This is a genomic window from Actinoplanes lutulentus, from assembly GCF_003259845.1.
Lineage (GTDB): Bacteria > Actinomycetota > Actinomycetes > Mycobacteriales > Micromonosporaceae > Actinoplanes > Actinoplanes lutulentus.
The window spans coordinates 44,067-62,445 of the sequence record NZ_QLMJ01000009.1; the positions used below are offsets into that span (position 1 = coordinate 44,067).

The following is an 18,379-nucleotide window of genomic DNA, read 5'->3' on the forward strand; positions in this document are numbered from 1 at the left end:
ATCGAAGGACCTTGTACGAAGCATGGGAGACTCGTAACGGTCCTTGTGGATTTCTTGAATCCGCAGGTCGGGTCACGAGCGTACGGAGGTCAGTTGGCGGCGGAGTTCGGTGTGCTCGGTGTGGTGGAGGCTCGGATCGACGGCCGGCCCACTGATGTGGGGCACACCCGGCAGCGGTGTGTGCTCGGCATTCTGCTCATCGAGGCGGGCCGTCCGGTCTCGGTGGACCAGCTGATCGACCGGGTCTGGGGTGAGCACGCGCCGCAGCGGGCCGCGAGTGCGCTCTACAGCTATCTGTCGAGGCTGCGCAGAGCCGTCGCCGACGGGAGTGACATCAGGATCCTGCGGGAGCCCGGTGGTTACCTGCTCACCGTGGATCCGCAGACGGTGGACCTGCACCGGTTCCGGGCGCTGATGACTCTGGCGCGCTCGACCGAGTCGGACGCGCCGGCCGCCGATCTGATCGAGCAGGCGCTGGGTCTGTGGCGCGGTGAGCCGTTCGCCGGCGTGGACACGCCGTGGATGGACGCGACCCGGCGCACCCTGCTGAGCGAGAAGTTCGCCGCCGAGCTGGACGGCAACGACGTGCTGCTGCGGCTGGGCCGGCACGGTGAGCTGCTGCCGGCGTTGTCCGCCGCGGTCGCCGAGCATCCCCTCGACGAGCGGGTGGCCGGGCAGGCGATGCTCGCGCTGTACCGGTGCGGGCGCCAGGCCGACGCCGACGAACAGTACCGGCGGATCCGCCGCAGTCTCGCCGAGGAACTGGGCAGCGACCCGGGTGCGCCGCTGCGCCAGTTGCACGAGCGGATCCTCGCCGCCGATCCCACCCTGGTCGCGACGACACCACAGAAAAGCACCAAGGAGGCGAACCCTCCCACTCAGCTCCCGGCCGACGTCCGCGCCTTCACTGGGCGTACCCACGAATTGGCCTCGTTGGACCGCTTGCTGGCGCCGGCAGGCGGCGATGAACCACCGCTGACCGTGGCGTTGTTGTCCGGCACCGCCGGCGTCGGCAAATCAGCCCTGGCCGTGCGGTGGGCGCACCGCGTCCGGGAAGCGTTCCCGGACGGGCAGCTCTATGTGAACCTGCGCGGCTACGACGCGGAGCAACCGGTCGCGGTCGCGGACGCGCTCGCCGGATTTCTCACGGCTTTAGGGGTACGCGGACCGGAGATCCCACCCGGCGTCGACGAACGTGCCGGACGGTACCGCTCGGAGCTGACCGGCCGGCGGATGCTCGTGCTGCTGGACAACGCGTCCTCGGTGGAACAGGTCCGGCCACTGCTGCCCGGCACCGGGTCATGTCTGGTTCTGATCACCAGCCGGGACTCGCTGCCCGGCATGGTCGCGGTGCACGGCGCCGAGCGGGTCAACCTCGATCTGCTCCCGGTGCCGGACGCGATCGGGCTGCTGCGCAAGCTGATCGGCGCCCGGGTCGACCAGGAACCGGCAGCCGCCGCCGAGCTCGCCGCGGCGTGCGCCCGGCTGCCGCTGGCGTTGCGGATCGCCGCCGAGCTGGCCGCCGAACGCACCGACGTGCCACTGGCCGAGCTGGTCGCCGAGCTCGGTGACCACCAGGGCCGGCTCGACCTGCTGGACGCCGGCGGTGACCCGCGTGCCGAGGTCAGGGCGGTGTTCTCCTGGTCGTACCAGAACCTGCCGGACGGCGCGGCCCGGGCGTTCCGGCTGCTCGGGCTGCACCCGGGGGAGACCGCGCACGTCGACGCGGTGGCGGCGCTGACCGGCACGGCCGTGGGGGAGACCCGGCGGCTGCTGAGCGTGCTGACCCGGGCCAGCCTCGTGCAGGCCGGGCGCGGCGGGCGGTACGGGATGCACGACCTGCTGCGGGCGTACGCCGCCGAACTGGCCACCGCACACGACGCCGAACCGGACCGGCGGGCCGCACTCACCCGGTTGTTCGACCATTATCTGGACGGCGCGAAGGCGGCGCTGTCCTCGCCGCTGTCCTCACCACTGTCCGATAATGCCCGTGCTTGGATCGAGGCGGAACGGCCCAACCTCGCGGCGGTCTGCGCGCACGGCGCGGCACACGGCTGGTACCAGCACACCATCACCCTGGCCGACACCCTGTTCGGTTACCTCGACGCGGGCGGACCGGCCGCCGAGGCCGTGGCCGTCACGGCGTCCGCGGTCTCGGCGGCCCGCTCGGCCGGCGACCGGCAGGCGCAGGCCCGGGCACTGTCCCACCTGGGCCGGCTGCACCGGCGGCAGGGCCGTCTGCCCGAGGCCGTCGCGACCTACCGGCAGGCCCTGACCCTGTACGCGGACCTCGCCGACCCGGCGGCCGAAGCTCTGGTGCTGCGCAACCTGGGCAGCGTCGACTGGCGGCTCGGCGATTACCGGCAGGCCGCCGACCACTACCGGCGGGCCTGGACGCTGTTCGAGAGCCTCGGCGACCACGCCGGCCAGGCCGACGCGCTGGTCCGGCTCGGGCTGGTCGACGCCCGGCTCGGCGAGGAGAAAGAGGCGGCGCAGCGGTTCGAGTCCGCATTGGACCTGTACGCCGGCCTCGGCGACCGGTTCAGCGAGGCATACGTGCTGTCGCTGCTGGCCCGGCTGCCGCATCGCCCGGCGTCGCTCGATCAGGCCGCCGGGGACCTCGAACGGAGTCTCGCCGCGGTCCGGCGTACCGGGGATCGCACCGCTGAGGCGTACGTCCTCTCCGATCTGGCCGCGATCGACGCGCGGCAGGGCCGCCTCACCGAGGCCGCCACCCACCTGCGTCGCGCGCTCGTGCTGCTCCGCCGGATCGGTGACCGGGCCAGCGAGGCCGAGGCGCTCAACGACCTCGGCCAGGTGCTGCGGGCGGCCGGGGACGAGGCCGAGGCCGGTGATCAGCACGGTCAGGCGCTGGCGCTGGCCGAGGAGATCGGCGATCGGTACGAACAGGCGCGGGCCCACGACGGCCTGGACACCGGGCGGGCAGGGCGCATCTTCGCCGGTTTGCGGGTGCCGACCCCGCCTCAGCTTCTGATGACGCCGTCGACCCACAGCACGGTGACCGGCCGGCCGCGGGATCGGGCGTAGGCGACCACATCGGCCGTCCCGCCCAGCCCGCGCGCCGGCAATCCGTCCCACACGGCGAACAGGTGGTCACACCGGTCCACCAGGGCTTTCCCGGCAGCCAGATAAGCCTCGTCGCCGGGTCGATCGAACGGCAACGTGACGACGGAAGCCGCGGCCCGGACGAATGCGTCCAGCCGGGCCCGGCTGCCGTCCGACGCCAGCGAACCGGCGTAGCCCGCGCACGGCAGGACCGCTTCGAGAACCCCGCCGGCCGCCAGCACGTGCTCGGCGAACAGCTGGTCGGCGCCGTCGGCAAGGCTGGACACCCCGAGCAGGCCGGCGCCGGTCGGCAGCACCCGCCGCCAGTGCTCCACCGCGCGTTCGGCGATGCCCGGTGGGAGCATCCGGTGACCGGTCACGCCGAACCGGCGGGCGGTCAGCACGTTGGCTGGTACGGCAGCTCGGGGACGTACCGGGCCCATTCGCCGGCGTCGAGCCCGCGGCCGCTGACCGCGCAGGCGTTCCGTACCGGGTCGGCGGCGAGATCCGCCGGCACCGTGGCATCCCAGAGCGTGACGTTCTTGCTGGAGGCGTACGTGCTGCTGGCCGCCAGGGTGCGTCCGTCCGGGCTGAGTGCCATGTGGAAGCTCTGCATGTCGGGGGTCTTGAACGTGGTGTACCGCACCGGGCTGTCCGGATCGGTGATGTCCCACAGGACCATCGAGTTGTCCATGCCCGCGGTGGCCAGGGTCTGTCCGTCCGGGCTGTAGGTGGCCGAATAGGCGTACCCACTGTGCCCGGCCAGGGTGGCGATCTTGCGAGGCTGCGCCGGGTCGGCGACGTCCCACAGCATGGCCGATCCGCTCTCCGTGGTGGCGGCCGCCATGGTGCGGCCGTCCGGGCTGAATTCGAGCGTGTTCGCGTGGTACCCACCGTAGTTGGCGAGCGGGATCGACGTGAGCCGTCCCGGTGCGGACCGATCGGTCATGTCCCACATCGACACGTTGTAGCCCTCACCGACGGCCATCACCCGCCCGTCGGGGGAGAACGCGATGGACTGCAGCATGTCCCGCAGGGCGAGCTCGGTGAGCCGGTTCGGCGCCGTGCGGTCGGTCAGATCCCACAGCGACGTCTTGCCGTTGGAATGGCCGACGACCAGGGTGCGACCGTCCGGGCTGAACATCATGGCCCACACCTCCTTCCCCGGGTCGCTGAATGTGGACAGGACGGCGGGCTCGGCCGGCCGGGACATGTCCAGCAGCGTCACCACGTTGTCCAGGCCGGCGACGGCCAGGGTACGGCCGTCCTTGCTCTGCGCCGTCTGAACGATCTTGCCGGCGTACAGCTTCAGACCGTCCGTCCGGACCGGGTTGGCCGGATCGGACAGGTCCCAGGACACGCCGATCCCGTCGCGGCCGGCGGCGAGCAGCGAGCGGTTGTCCGCGCCGAACGCGATCCCGACGACCCTGCCGGGGAACGGGCCGGGCATCGTGGCGATCGGCTTCTTGTCGTACCGCCCGTTGCTGTACCAGACCGTCCCGGTCTGCCGGTATCCGGCGGTGGTCAGCGTCCGTCCGTCCGGGCTGAAGGCCATCGCCCGTACCGGCCCGCCGCGCGCGGTCGGCGTGGCGATCCGCGCCATCAGACTCGGATACTGGTTGGTGTTCTCATAACCCCACACTTCGGTACGCCCATCGGAGTCCCCGATCGCCGCCATGGTCCCGTCCGGGCTGAACTCCATCGTGCTGAGCAGCGCGTCACCCTTCGAGGTGAGCTGCGACGTGCCCTGCCGTGGCTTGGCCGGGTCGGTCAGATCCCAGAGGTACAGGTAACCGCTCGGCCCCTGAACGGCCACCACGGGCTGCTTCGGGTGGTACGTGATCTTCGCGTCCGGCACCGGGTCACCCCAGCCCGGCGTGATCGTGACGCCCTTCACCGGCGCGGTCAGGTCGGCCAGGTTCCAGGCCAGGACCGTGGCGCCGCTGGTCACCGCGGTCCTGCCGTCCGGACCGAATTCCAGAGGGTACGCGCCGGTCAGCGTCGAGAGGATTGCCGGCGCAGCGCCGGAGATGTCCCACAGAACGGTGTTCTTGGCGCTGTTGCTGGTCGCGACGGTCCTGCCGTCCGGGCTGAACGTCACCGTCACGATCCCAGCGGCATCCGGGATCGTGGTGATCCGTGCCGGCCGGGCCGGGTCCGCGACGTTCCACAGCACCGCCTCCGGGCCTCCGTCGTACACGGCGAGGGTCTTGCCGTCCCGGCTGGCCGCGAGGGTCTTGTCGGTGGTCCCGCCGGCCGTCAGCTGGGTGAGCCGGACCGGCTTCTCCGGGTCCGCCGTGTTCCACAGCGACACCGTCCCGCCGGAGCCGGTCGTGGCGATCACCCGGGCGCCGACCGCCACCACGTCGATCACGTCGGCGATCGAGCTCGCGTAATCCGTCGCCATCGCGAGGTGGCTGAGCTGCTGGCGGGTCAGCGCGGTGTCGTGCACACGCTGCGCGGCCACCCCGAGCATCAGGCCCTTCTTCGGGTCGTCCACGATCATGGCCCGGGCCCGGTCCATCAGCCGCTGGTTGATCACGACGCGTTGCTGCAGCTCGGCGGCCTCCCTCTGGCGGCGGGCCTCCTCGGCGGCCTGGCGGGCCAGCCCTTCCTGACGCTTGCGCTCCACCTCGGCCTTCTCCGCCTGCGCGCGGTGCCATGCGGCGAGCTTCTCCTGCTCCTTGGCCCGGGCGGTGGCCTGGTCGGCGAGTTCCTGCTGCTGCCGGGCGTACGCCATCTGTTGCTCGGCGACGGCCTTCTGCCGCTCCGCGTTGGCCTTCTGACGCTCGGCCTCCTCGGTGGCGTCCTGCGCCAGCTCCTTCTGCTCCTCGGCCTCGGCCTTCTGCTGCTCGGCGACGGCCTGCTCACGGGCCGCGTCGGCCTTGTACCGCTCGGCGTGCGCCTGCTCCGCCACGGCGTCGGCCCGGTACCGCGCGGCGTTCGCCTGTTCCCGCTTCGCCTCGGCGGCGGCGTCCTGCGCGAGGGCCTGTTCCCGCTTCACCTGGGCCGCCGCGTTCTCCGCCAGGACCTGCTGCCGCTTCGCCTCGGCCGTGGCGGTCTCGGCGAGTGCCTGCTTCTGCTCGGCCAGCTGCTCCTGCCGCCGGGTCTCGGAGCCGGCCTCCAGCGCCCGCCCCTCCTGCACCCGGGCGTTCTCCTGCTGCCGCTGCGACTCCTCGGTGGCCCGCTCGGCCGTGCTGCGCTGCTCCGACGCCAGCCGCTGCTGCACCAGGGCGTTCGCCGCGGCGGTCTCGGCCCGATCGGCGTTACGCACCGCGAAGACACCGGTCAGCGACGCGACCAGGGTCAGCAGCACCAGCATCGCGACCGCCACTGCCGACAGCCGCCGCGCCCGCCGGTGCTGCCGGACGTCCTCACCCTCCAGCTCGTCCTTGCTCACTCCGTGCATCGGCGCGGCAAGCTGCGCGATCGCGTCCCGGAACCGGATGTGCTGCAGGCTCAGGTGCAGGTCGTCGCGAGCCCACCGCAGGTCCAGATAGAGCGGCTCCTCGGCGAACACACCGCGCAGCGCCGCCGGAACCGACGTGGACTCCTCGGTGAAATCCTTCGCGGCGGGATCCCAGCACCACTCACCGTCGGTCACCACCGGCAGGATGCGGTCCGGCGACTTCGTCGCCAGCCAATGCTCGATCTCCCGATTCACCCACTGCGAGTTCGCCGCCTCGGGCGAAGCGAGCAGCACGAAGTGCTTCGAGCCGTCCAGCGCCTCCTGAATGGACGTCCACAGCTTCGGCGTCACCGCCAGCCCGGTCTGATCCCGGAAGATCCACAACGCCCGCCGCTGATGCCAGGGTTTCGCCAGCCGGTGCAGACCGCGCTGCACGGCGGGTGCCAGCCGCCCATCAGCGGCATGACTATAGGAGATGAACCCATCGAACGGCATGACTGTCCCCGTGGTCGTCTTGATCGGCGATGGCCGATTCTCCATGCCGCTGACCCACAGGTAAAGCGAACGGGCAGATCCCATCTGGCGTGGACATAGGACGATATGGTTTGATCTACGAAGGCCGGGCATTCTCCCCCGTGGATGCCCGGCCCCCATCTTCCGCGCCGCCTTGCGGCGCGATCTTTCACCAGCCGGGAGCGTCCCACTTGGGTACGCGCGAACCGCCCGGCCCGTGAACGTCGACATCCCCGTTCCCGTGGATGATCACGACCCCGGTGTCCGGATCCCCGATGACCAGCGGCTGGTTGCCGTGGTGCCGATCGCCGTGCGGGTTGTCGCTGTTGTGGTGGTCGTTGTCGTGGTGATCGTTGTGGCTGTCGTGGCTCTGGCTGCCGCCATGGTGATCGCCATGTGTGCTGTGGTCCGGTTCTGTCCAGGTCGGGCTGGGGTGCTCACTCGGCGTAGGCGGACAGGTGGGCGTGTTCGTGGTGGGTGCGCTCGGGCTCGGTGAGCTCGTGCTGGGAGCGCTTGTCGGGCTGGTGGTACTTGTGGGGCTTGGTGTTTTTGTCGGGCTTGGTGTTGCTGTCGGGCTTGGTGTTTTTGTCGGCGGCACCGGCCGGTAGCCACCGGGGCTACCGGAGACCGGCCTCCCTCGGGAATCGAGAATCCGGAGCACGTCGGCGTCAGAATTGCCGTCGGGCGTCTTGCTGGCGACAGGATCGGGTACGTCGCCGCGAGCAACAGATGGCGGCAACAGCGACGTGATGACGGCGACCCCGGCGATGGCGACGAATCGGCGCATCCGGAGACCTCCTTGATCGGGAAGGACGGAACCCCCCGAGGCTATCCCCATACCGGACAAATCGGTCAAAAGTCAGGCCGCTATCACCCGTAGTCATCGACGAATCTGATGGTGCCGAGGCCGTCCACAGTGCTTCCATGACCGGATGGATGTTCTCCTGGACGCCGTCGACCGCGTACTGGAGAGCCTGCGCCACCGCTGGCCGAGAGCGCTGTTCATCATCGGCGTCACCCTGTGGCTCCTGTCCACCGCGGCGGCGGTGGCGGTAACCACACTGAGCGGCAGCCTCGCAACCGGCGTAGTGATAGCCGCGCTGCCGTCCGCGCTCCTGATCATCGTGACGGTGCGAGGCCTGGACCGCCTGCCCTGGCCGACCTGGCCCCTGGGCGTAGCCCTACCGGTCTTCCTGGCCGGCCTGGTCGCCCCGGTGGCCCAGCGCTTCGAGGACCCGTTCGACTGGCTCGTACCGATCCTGGTCTTCCTCTACGCCCAAATCTTCCTGGGCACCCTAGCCGCGGCCGACGAGCTGAAACGCCGCCGCTCCACCCAGGACTCGACGATGAGCCCCATCGGCAGCCCAGCAGCCCCAGCAGCGGCAGCCCCAGCCGCCCTCACTAGGTCACCCTCCGCCGTGGCAGTCCCAGCCCTGGCAGCCGCCAGGCCAGTGGCAGCCCCGCCCACCCGACCAAAGCAACCGTTAACAACCCACTACCGAAACAGCCCAACCCGGCCCGCGCTCACAGTCGTGTCCCCGGCCCTCGCGCGACCGTAAGCGCGAGCCGGCCGTGCCCGGCTCGCGCTCGTGGTCGTGTTTCCGGCTCTTGCGCGACCGTAAGCGCTGGCCGGTCGGGTCCGGCTTGTGCTTGTGGTCGTGTTTTCGGCTCTTGCGCGACCGTAAGCGCTGGCCGGTCGGGTCCGGCTTGTGCTTGTGGTCGTGTTTTCGGCTCTTGCGCGACCGTAAGCGCTGGCCGGTCGGGTCCGGCTTGTGTTTGTGGTCGTGTTCCCGGCCCTTGCGCGACCACAAGCGCGAGCTGGCCCGGTCTGGGTATTTGCCGGCTGTCGCTCACGGCTGCCGGCTGTACGGCGTGGCGACCGCCAGCGACAGCCAGTTTCGGCCGGCTGTCGTTCACGGCTGCCAGCTGCACAGCGTGGTGACCGCTGCGTACAGCCGGTCCAAGCTCGTGCCCGGCCGGGCATGCCCCGTCCCAGCTCGGGGCCGGTTTGTGCTTGTGGTCGTGTTTCCGGCTTCCTCACGACCGCGAGCGCAAGCCGGGGCCCGTGTGCCTTGTGGCTGGCGGGCTGGGGTGGGGCGGACCGCGGGCCCACATCGCCTGGGAGTGTCTAGGCTTTGAGGCATGAGCACCCTTGCCGGCCGTACCATCGCGGCCCTGCGCAGTGAGCACGACACCCTCGCGAGCCTCGTTCCCGCGCTCTCCGCCGACCAGCTGACCGGGCCGTCCGGGGCTTCCGCCTGGACGGTTGCCGACGTCCTCTCGCACCTGGGCAGCGGCGCCGAGATCACGCTGGCCGGTTTCCGGGCGGCGGTGGGTGAGGCGGAGGCGCCAGGCCCGGACTTCAACCAGGGCGTGTGGGACCGCTGGAACGCCCTCGCCCCGCAGGACCAGGCAACCGGCGAGGTCGCGTCGGATAAGGAGCTGGTCACCGCCCTCGAAGCCGTACCCGAGGAGCGTCATGAAGAGCTGCGCGTGCGGACCTTCCTGCCCGACCCGGTTCCGTTCGCGCTGTTCGCCGCCCTGCGGCTGAGCGAGGTATCCCAGCACAGCTGGGACGTCCGCGCCGGCCTCGACCCGTCCGCGGCTCTCGCCGACGACTCCACCGAGCTTCTCGCCGAGCACCTGAGCGGCGGCCTCGGCTTCCTGCTCGGTTTCATCGGCAAGCCGAAGGCGGTCACCGAGCCCGCCGTGATCGAGATCAGCGGCACGCCGTACAGCATCGTGGTCGACGACTCGGTCCGCCTCACCACCGAGACGCTGACCGCGACGGCGACGTTCAACGGGCCGCTGGAGTCCGCGTTGCGGCTGCTCTACGGCCGCCTGAACCCGGAGTACACCCCCGACGACCTCACCGTCACCGGCAACGTCACCCTCGACGAGCTGCGGGCAACCTTCCCCGGTTTCTGAGGCGACCAGAAACGGATGACCCGGCCGCGGCGATCGCCGCGGCCGGGTCCGTAAAACGCGTTCTAGGCGGGCAGCACCCACTTCTGGTTGGCGCCGCCGTGGCAGTCCCAGATGTGGATCTGCTGGCCGTCGGCGGAGCTGTTCTGGCTCACGTCGAGGCAGCGCCCCGACTGCGGATTCCGGATCGAGCCGTCGGCCTGCGGCGTCCAGTTCTGCGCCCCGGACCCGTTGCATGTCCAGAGCTGCGCCTTGGTCCCGTTGACGGTCGCCCCGCCGGCCACGTCGAGGCATTTGCCCAGCGCCCGGAGCGTGCTGCCCTGCCGCGTCCAGTTCTGCGCGCCACTGCCGTTGCACGTCCACAGCTGGATCTTCGTGCCGTCGGCGGTCGCCGCACCGGAGACGTCCAGGCACTTACCGGCCAACCCCTTGATCGCACCCGAAGATGCCGAAGAAAGCTCCTTTATCCGGATATTGCGGAACGATGCCTCATCCCCGTCACCGTGGTTCTGGATGCCGATGTGCCCCGCCAGGGACCGCACCGGATCCACATTCAGAAAATCATTTATCTGTACGCCGTTGAGAAAGACCCGCAACCGCTCACCTTCGACGAGAAGCTCATAGGTGTTCCACGCCCCCGGCGGGTTCAGCGCCGCATCCCGGGCCGCCAGATCCGCGGACTTGAACGTATAAACCGCCCCGGTCGTCCGATCCGCCGCGTCGGTGGCGTCGATCTGCACCTCGTACCCGTTGTTGACCGCCGACCACGGGTCGCTCGACGGCGGGAATCCGATGAAGACGCCGGTGTTGTCGTCCCCCGGCGAGCCGCCAGTCCAGCTTCAATGAGTAGCTGGTGAACTGCTTCGCGCTGTACCAGTAGAGGCCCATCCCACCGGTCGACGTGAGGGTCGCGTCGGTGTTGGTGAACGCGCCCGGCCCGGCCTGTGACCAGCCCGCCGTCGAGCCGTTGAACAGCGGGACGTACCCGGTCTCCGGCCGGCAGTCCGCTTTGGCCTGGCCGGCCGCGTACCGAATGCCGCCGAGCAGATGCGCGCGGAAGGCGCCGTCGGTGTACGACGCGACGGTGTGCCCGCCACCGGTGTAGAAGGAGCGTCCACCCTGGTACGGCTTGCACCATGAGTGCGGATGATCGGCGCCCATGGTCCCGCCGGAGTACGACGACTCGTCCAGAGTCGCCAGCACATGAGCCGTGGACCGGGCGTTGGTGCGGTAGTCGTACCACTCGTCGGTGCGGTTCCAGACCTGGGGCAGGTGGGCGGTAGCGGCGTGTGCCCGGTCCTCGACCTTCACGTTGGCGGACTGGATGGCCGGGTGCGAGGCGAACCACGCGCCGACCAGTTCGCCGTAGAACGGCCAGTCGTACTCGGTGTCGGCGGCGGCGTGCACCCCGACATAACCGCGACCGGACTTGATCCAGGTCTCGAACGCGGTCTGCTGCGCCGCGTTGAGCACGTCACCGGTCGTATTCAGAAAGACCACTGCTTCAAAGCTGGATAAAGCCGTGAACACAGCCGGGTCCTCGGTGGCCGTCACCGAGAAACCGTTTGCAGCGCCCAGCTCGCGGATCGTCTGGGTTCCGGCCGCGATGGAGTCGTGCCGGAAACCGGCCGTACGGGAGAAGACCAGCACGTCATAGGGGGTGTCGGCGTGCGCCGCGGCAGGCACGCCGAGCATCGAAGCGACCACTGCTAAAAGAAGCAAGACTCGTCTCACGGAAGCACCCACTTCTGGTTGGCTCCGGTTCCGCAGTCCCAGATGTGAATCTGCTGACCGTCGGCGGAGTTGTTCTGGCTGACATCGAGGCAGCGCCCGGACTGCGGGTTGCGGATCGTGCCGTCGGCCTGCGGCGCCCAGTTCTGCGCCCCGGAGCCGTTGCACGTCCAGAGCTGGGCTTTCGTGCCGTTCACCAGCGCCCCGCCGGCCACGTCGAGACACTTGCCGAGGGCGCGGAACGTCTGTCCCTGCCGGGCCCAGTGCTGCGCGGCGGTGCCGTTGCAGGTGTAGAGCTGGATCTTGGTGCCGTCAGCGGACAAAGCCCCGTTGACGTCCAGGCACTTGCTCGCCAGGCCCTTGACCGGGCCCGAGGCCGAGCCGTTCAGGGTGAAGGCGTCCACGTCGTACAGCGCGCCGGTCGCGGCGCCGGCGAAGGTCAGGTACAGCGTGGTGGTTCCGGCCGGAGCGCCGCTCACCGCGCCGGTGACGTTCGTGAACGTCTCCCAGCCGCCGGTCACCGGCACGGTGGCCGAGCCGAGCACCGTCCCGGTCGGCGAACCGGCCCTGATCTGCAGCGTTCCGCCAACCCCGGCGGACGAGACCCGGGCGGTGAAGGACGTGACCCCACCCAGTTGGTACGGCTCAAAGGCGACCCAGTCACCGTTGTTGATGTCCCCGACGGTCTTTCCACCCTCCGCCGGCGTCTTGGTGAACGTGGTGATCCCGGACGAGGTCTTGAAGTGCTCGGCCTGCCGGTGCCGGGGCTGCAGGATGTGCTGCTGGTGCGTGGTGAGCCCGGCCGCATCGGTGTACTCGGCGTCGAAGACCGCGAAGATGTTCGCCGCCGCGTCGTGCTCGCCGTCGACCGGGATGGTGATGACGCCGGTGCAGCCGTTCACCGAGGTGATCTGGTGGCCGTGGCTGTCGTGGCCGAGAACGTACGTCATCTTGGCCCGGGCACAGTTGATCGTGCCGTCCTCGGGGTCACTGGGGGTGAAGGTGAACGGGATGGTGTCGCCGTAGGAGAAGAGCTGCCCGTTGCCCGGTGTACCGATGCTGATGGTCGGCGCGGTGTTGCCGACACCGATCTGGACACTCGCGGTACCGGTCGCGCCCTGCGGGTCGGTCACGGTTAGTGTCACGTTGTAGGTGCCGTTGGCCGCATAGGTCTTTACCGGATTCGCCGAACCAGACGACGTGCCGTCGCCGAAGTTCCAGGAGTACGTCAGTGCGCCACCCTCCGGGTCGGAGGAGCCGGCCGAGGAGAACGTGACGGTGAGCGGCGCCTGCCCGGTGGTGGGCGCGCCCGCGGCGACGGCGGTCGGCGCGCGGTTGCCGCCGCCCACGTAGTCGTATCGGTAGAGCGCGGAGTTGGCGTCGCCGTTGAAGTACCCGGTGCCGTAATCCAGCACGTAGAGCGCGCCGTCCGGCCCGAACGCCATGTCCATCACCTGTTTGCCGGCCCACGGGAAGTCGGAGATCGCCCCGACCGAGCCGTCGGCGCCGACGTGGATCGGCTTGATCCAGCCCCGGCCCAGCTCACCGGCGAAGAAGTGGCCGTCGAGCGACTGCGGGAACTTCGTCGCCGACGTGTTGGAGGCGTCGTAGCGGTAGACCGGTCCGGCCATCGGCGACTCGGATCCGCCGCCGAACTCCGGCGGGCTGCCGGCGTCTCCGGCGTACCGAATCCAGGCGGAACGCGCAGGTGGCAGGGTGGTCTGGCCGGTGTTGCGGAACGAGTTGTTCGCAGGCCCGGCGGCGCAGTTGTACTTCGCCCCGGTGGTCCCGGTGCTGAAGTTCCACTCGTTGTACGTCTCGGTGCTGGTGTTCGTCCCGGTGCAGTACGGCCATCCGTAGTTGCCCGCGCTGGTGATCCGGTTGAACTCGACCTGCCCGCTGGGCCCGCGGTTCGCATCCGTGGATCCCGCGTCCGGACCGTAGTCGCCGAGGTAGACGATGCCGGTGGCCTTGTCGACGCTCATCCGGAACGGGTTGCGGAAGCCCATCGCGTAGATCTCCGGGCGGGTGTTCGCGGTGCCCGAGGCGAACAGGTTGCCGCTCGGGATCGAGTACGTCCCGTTCGCATTCACCTTGATCCGCAGCACCTTGCCGCGCAGGTCGTTGGTGTTGCCAGCGGTGCGCTGCGCGTCGTACGCGGGGTTGCGGTTCGTCCGCTCGTCCAGCGGCGAATATCCGGCCGAGTCGAACGGGTTGCTGTCGTCACCGGTCGACAGATAGAGATTGCCGGCCGCGTCGAAGTCGATGTCCCCGCCGACGTGACAGCAGATGCCCCGGGTGGCCGGCACGTCGAGAACGGTCACCGCACTGCCGGTGTTCAGCGTCCAGTCGGCGTTCAGCGTGTACCGGGCGAGCCGGTTCACCCCGTTCCACGCGGAGAAATCGGTTCCGGTGGCGGGCGCGTCCCCGGCCGGCGTGGAGAGCGGCGGCGCGTAATACAGATAGATCTGCCGGTTGGTCGCGAAGCCCGGGTCGACCCCGACGCCCTGCAGGCCTTCCTCGTCGTGCGTGTAGACCGGCAGCGTGCCGATCACCGTGGTGGCGCCGGCGGCGTCGGTACGCCGCAGCGTCCCGTTCCGGGCGGTGTGCAGCACCGATCGGTCCGGCAGCACTGCGATCGCCATCGGCTCGCCCACCTCGGCGACACCCTTGGCGAGCGTGACCTGCTGAAAGTCGGCCGGATCGACCGGATGAGCGAGAGCCGGCCGAGGCGCGGCCAGGATCAGCGATGGGACGAGGAGAAGCGACCCGAGGACGGAGAAACCGCGTTTCAGGGGCATGGGCAGGTCCACTTTCTTTCCAGGTGGATGCCAAGGGGCGGGACCTGCGCCGACTCGCCGAGCCCTGGCCGGGGGAGCGGGACCGAGGGAGGGGCCCGCAGGGTTACCACCGTGTTACACGGCTCCCCCGACGTTAATGACTTTCGATGCCCGAGTCCATACTTTCATCGATAGCGACAAAAGTTTCAGTCCTGATGGATGCCCTCTGCCGTGAGTTGCTCGCCGATGCGGTGCAGGGCGTTGCGCAGGCGCCACTTCGCGGTGCCCTCCGGGATGTTCAGTGCCAGCGCCACCTCGCGATAGGTCAACCCGTCGTAATACGCCAGCATCACCGCTTGTCGATGCGTTGCGGGCAGGTCCGCGACCGCTCGCCGCACCTGCCGGTTCGTCGTCGAGGTCAGCACCGCGTCTTCGACGCGATGCTCCGGCTCGCCGCCGGCCGCTGCCACGATCACGCTTGCTTGGGTACGCCGCCGGCGCACCCAGTCGATGCCCCTCCTGCGAGCGATCATGCTGAGCCAGCCGCCCAGCGGAGCGCGGTGCGGATCGAAACGCTCGGGCCGCTGCCACAGGTCGACGAAGACCTCCTGAGTGATGTCCTCGGCGGCGCCCCGATCCCGCGTCATCTGCAGCGCCAGCCCGTAGACGGCTGGGCTGTATCGGTCATACACCTCGCCGAGGCACTCCTCGGAACCGGCCATCAACTCGTCGCGGATGCGCACGTCGTCCGCCACCGGCAGCGGCCGCATCTCAATCACATCCCATCGTGGCCGCCACGGTCAGGAATCCGCGCGCCGCGACCGTGTCCCCGCCGATCTCGGCGCCGGTCGCGTCCGGAGTGAGCCGACCGGCCAGCAGCCGGCAGAACCGCTCCGCCGGCAGCGAGATCTCGGCGACCACGTCGCCGTCACCCACCACGTCGGTACGCCCACCGTCGCCGGTCAGCACCAGCCGGATCGCCCGCCCGTTTCCGGCAGCGGCCATCGCGGCCGGCAGCAGCGGCAGTGCGAACCCGACGATGTCGGCGATCTGGCGACCGTCCGGCCGCTGCGGTGGCAGTTCCAGCACCACGCGCACGTCCTCCGCGTGGATCCAGGTCTCGAAACCGCGCTGGATCAGCGCCTCGCGCATCGGGCGGCGCACCGCCCGGCGCCCGGCCAGACGGACGTCGCGCTCCATCAGATCGCCGCCGGCCCGGCCGACCGTTTCCGAGATCGCCAAGGCTTGGGTACGCCATGACGCCCGCACATCCGATGCCCCTGCTCGTGCGCCGACGCCCGCCGTGGCCGCCACCTGGCGATCGTTTTCGGTCAGGTGCAGCAGCATTGCGCGTACCGAAGAATGGGTTTGGCAAGGGTTTTGCCATTGGGTGGGTGGCAGGTCGGCGAGCAGGCGATCGAGCTCGGCGACCTGGGTGCGGTAGATGTCGCTGAGCCGGCGGACCTCGGAACGGCCGGGCCGGGCGGTGAACGCGGCGGCGAGAACCCGCGAGCGCAGGCCGGGCGAGGGAGGCCGGGCCGCGGCCTCACCGATCAGCTCGGCAGTCCGGGACAGCGTGTCGATCTCCGTGGCGCAGGCCGGGCAGCTGCTCACGTGCTCGGCGACGGCCATTTCCTCATCGGGGGAACAGGCCCCGACGGCGTACGGTCCGGCGAGGTCGCCGATGTGTCCGTTGTCGATCATTTTGTCTCCGAATCGACGGGCTTCGGGCACTGTCGCACCTGCCGCAGGGGTTCGTATGTCGGGAACCCGAAGGCGCGACTGTGACGCGGGTCACTTTGCCGATCGATCTCCGATCAGCGGGCAACCGCTTCGAGCCGCCGCGAGTCGGCGGGGCCCCCAGCGACTCGCGGCCCGAGGGCGAGCCGTAGCTCAGACGTGTAATAGAGCTGCGATTACGCGGCTGAACTACGGCTCGCGCCTCGCGGCCGTAGTCCAGCCACGTTATGAGGGTCGGATGACATGGCTGAGCGACGGCTCGCCCGGCGATCGAGGCGCCCAGCGGCTGGGCCCGGCTTCCGCCAGCGCGGGTCAGCGCGGGTCAGTGCGGGTCAGCGCGGGCCGGCGCGGGCCGGCGCCGCCACGGCGCGAGCGGCCTACCGGCGTGTGTCGAGTTCGGGCGCCCATCGAACCGAAAATCGACACGGGCGAGCGACTCGCGGCGTGTGTGTCGAGTTTGGGGGGGTAGCGAACCCGAACTCGACACACTCGACCTGGGCCGGGCGACCTCCGTGGCGGCTGACGGCAGCGACGACGCGGACGCGCGGAAGCGGGCTGGGGCGATCACCCGCCGCTATGACGAGTGGCTGGCTGAGCGTGGTGTCCGTTCGGCCTGCGGCTCCTGCGGCGAACACGATTACCGGCTCAGCCGGCAGCGGTTTCGGCCGTTGTGTTTGGCCTGGTAGAGCAGCTTGTCGGCGGCGGCCAGGATGCTGCTCTGGGTGCTGCCCGGCAGCGCCTCGGTGGCGCCGATGCTGACCGTGACCGGGAGGTCGCCGGTCAGTGGGTGCCAGGGGTGGTTCTGGACGGACTGGCGGAAACGCTCCAGGTGCGGGGCCGCCGACGCGGCGTCGCAGCCGGGGAGCACCAGCAGGAACTCCTCGCCGCCGAGGCGGGCCGCGAAACTGCTGCCGGGGTCCGGCCAGGTGCGTGCCGCGTCGGTGATCAGCTCGGCGAGGGCGACCAGGACGCGGTCGCCGATCTCGTGCGAGCAGATGTCGTTGACCCGCTTGAAGTGGTCGAGGTCGACCAGCGCGACGACGAGCGGTGCGGCTGCGGTCAGCAGGGCGGGCAGGTTCTCGTCGATGAAGCGCCGGTTGCGCAGCCCGGTCAGTGGGTCACGGCGGGCCTGCTCGCGGAACCGTTCGGCCTGGTCGCGTGCCTCGGCCGTCTCGAAGACGGCGTGCCGTGCCCGGGCCTGAGCGTCGCGCTGCTGCGAGTGGAGCAGCCGTTCCGCCGCGTGGAACCTCTTGTAGACGACGAAGGCCTGGCTGTGGTCGCCGCATGCCGCATACAGCTCGGCCTGCTCCTGCAGGACCCGGGCTTCGACGCCGGCGAGGGCCCGTTCCTGGCAGAGCGCGGTGCATCGGTCCAGGCTGACCTGCGCCGCGCCGGTGTCACCCAGGTGCCGCTGGGCGATCGCGAGCGTCAGCAGGAACTCGGCCAGGCCGTCCGCGTCGTCCAGGCCCGAGCTTTCGTACGCCTCGACGTTGCCCCGTGCGATCGTCGCCGCCTCGGCGAAGCGGCCGCGTGAGATCTGGATCATCGCCATGGTGTCGAGGGCGTCCAGGGACAGCCGCTCGCCGGTCGCCTCGGTGACCGTGCGCAGCCGCTGGATGGCGATCCAGGCTCGTTCGCCGTCGCCGGCCAGGTGTTCGGCGTACGCCAGGTTGTTCAGCACGACCAGGCGCAGCTCGACGTCGTTGTTGCCGGCGGCGACCCGTTCGGCGTGCTCGTACCGGGTGCGGGCCGCTTCGATCGAGCCGTCGGTGGCGAGGACGTCGGCCAGCCGCAGAAGGATGGCGCCCTGCGCCCGCGGTGACGCGTCGTCGTCGAGCGCCTCGACGGCCCGCACGGCGTGTTCCAGACCGGCGGCGACGTCGCCGAGATTGTCGTGAACGATGGAGAGCTGCTGGTGGCTGCGGGCCAGCAGCGGCCGGTGCCGGGTCTGCTGCGCCCAGGTGTTGACCGTGGTGCAGATGGCCGCCGCGGTCGCCAGGTCACCGGTGCGGCGGAGCATGTTCGCTTCCAGCAGGCGGGCCCAGAGATGCAGAGCGTGCTCGCCGCGGGCCCGGGCTTCGCCGGCCAGTTCCGCCGCGCGGGTCAGGACGTGGGCGCCGTCGGATCCGAACCGGTACTCCAGCGACTGGATCTCGGCGGCGATCTCCAGCGCGGAGCGCACCGGGATCGATCCAGCGCTCACTGCTCCGGTCAC

10 protein-coding genes and 1 pseudogene are annotated in these 18,379 nt (G+C 70.2%); 4 read left to right on the forward strand and 7 right to left on the reverse strand.

Annotated elements, in window-relative coordinates; genetic code table 11:
• Nucleotides 1–93 precede the first annotated feature (93 nt).
• A complete protein-coding gene (locus B0I29_RS20175; protein WP_245972638.1) occupies nucleotides 94–3,048 on the forward strand; it encodes an AfsR/SARP family transcriptional regulator in 2,955 nt (984 codons plus the stop codon).
• Here the strand turns inward: B0I29_RS20175 and B0I29_RS20180 are convergent.
• The gene (locus B0I29_RS20180; protein WP_245972639.1) at nucleotides 2,985–3,470 is read right to left on the reverse strand and encodes a hypothetical protein; all 486 of its coding nucleotides are present in this window, start codon (nucleotides 3,468–3,470) and stop codon (nucleotides 2,985–2,987) included. The two genes, B0I29_RS20175 and B0I29_RS20180, sit on opposite strands and share 64 nt — an antisense overlap.
• Nucleotides 3,464–6,970 (reverse strand): TIR domain-containing protein, encoded by a 3,507-nt coding sequence (locus B0I29_RS20185; RefSeq protein ID WP_111650589.1) that lies wholly within the window; start codon nucleotides 6,968–6,970, stop codon nucleotides 3,464–3,466. Before B0I29_RS20185 ends, B0I29_RS20180 begins: the two co-directional genes overlap by 7 nt.
• 476 nt (nucleotides 6,971–7,446) lie before the next feature.
• On the opposite strand from B0I29_RS20185, the gene B0I29_RS45800 reads away from it, so the two are divergent.
• From B0I29_RS45800 to B0I29_RS20200, 3 genes are all read left to right on the forward strand, one after another.
• A complete protein-coding gene (locus tag B0I29_RS45800; protein WP_181557891.1) occupies nucleotides 7,447–7,596 on the forward strand; it encodes a hypothetical protein in 150 nt (49 codons plus the stop codon).
• 324 nt (nucleotides 7,597–7,920) lie between these two features.
• The gene (locus tag B0I29_RS20195) at nucleotides 7,921–8,547 is read left to right on the forward strand and encodes a hypothetical protein (protein ID WP_111650591.1); all 627 of its coding nucleotides are present in this window, start codon (nucleotides 7,921–7,923) and stop codon (nucleotides 8,545–8,547) included.
• Between the two features lie 583 nt (nucleotides 8,548–9,130).
• Nucleotides 9,131–9,916: a maleylpyruvate isomerase family mycothiol-dependent enzyme gene (locus B0I29_RS20200; RefSeq protein WP_111650592.1), complete on the forward strand. Its 786-nt coding sequence runs from the start codon at nucleotides 9,131–9,133 to the stop codon at nucleotides 9,914–9,916.
• Between the two features lie 62 nt (nucleotides 9,917–9,978).
• On the opposite strand, the pseudogene B0I29_RS20205 reads toward B0I29_RS20200, so the two are convergent.
• The 5 genes and pseudogenes from B0I29_RS20205 to B0I29_RS20225 all read right to left on the reverse strand — a co-directional run bounded on the left by B0I29_RS20205 (nucleotide 9,979) and on the right by B0I29_RS20225 (nucleotide 18,379).
• Nucleotides 9,979–11,608 (reverse strand): annotated as a pseudogene (locus B0I29_RS20205) (ThuA domain-containing protein).
• Nucleotides 11,609–11,643: 35 nt separating this feature from the next.
• On the reverse strand, nucleotides 11,644–14,445 hold the full coding sequence (locus B0I29_RS20210) for a PQQ-dependent sugar dehydrogenase (protein ID WP_111650794.1): 2,802 nt from the start codon (nucleotides 14,443–14,445) through the stop codon (nucleotides 11,644–11,646).
• 185 nt (nucleotides 14,446–14,630) lie between these two features.
• The gene (locus tag B0I29_RS20215; protein WP_111650593.1) at nucleotides 14,631–15,194 is read right to left on the reverse strand and encodes an RNA polymerase sigma factor; all 564 of its coding nucleotides are present in this window, start codon (nucleotides 15,192–15,194) and stop codon (nucleotides 14,631–14,633) included.
• A 1-nt stretch (nucleotide 15,195) separates the two neighbouring features.
• Nucleotides 15,196–16,128, reverse strand: coding sequence for a maleylpyruvate isomerase family mycothiol-dependent enzyme (locus B0I29_RS20220; protein ID WP_111650594.1), 933 nt, complete (start codon nucleotides 16,126–16,128; stop codon nucleotides 15,196–15,198).
• Between the two features lie 673 nt (nucleotides 16,129–16,801).
• Nucleotides 16,802–18,379 (reverse strand): sensor domain-containing diguanylate cyclase, encoded by a 1,578-nt coding sequence (locus B0I29_RS20225; protein WP_146616832.1) that lies wholly within the window; start codon nucleotides 18,377–18,379, stop codon nucleotides 16,802–16,804.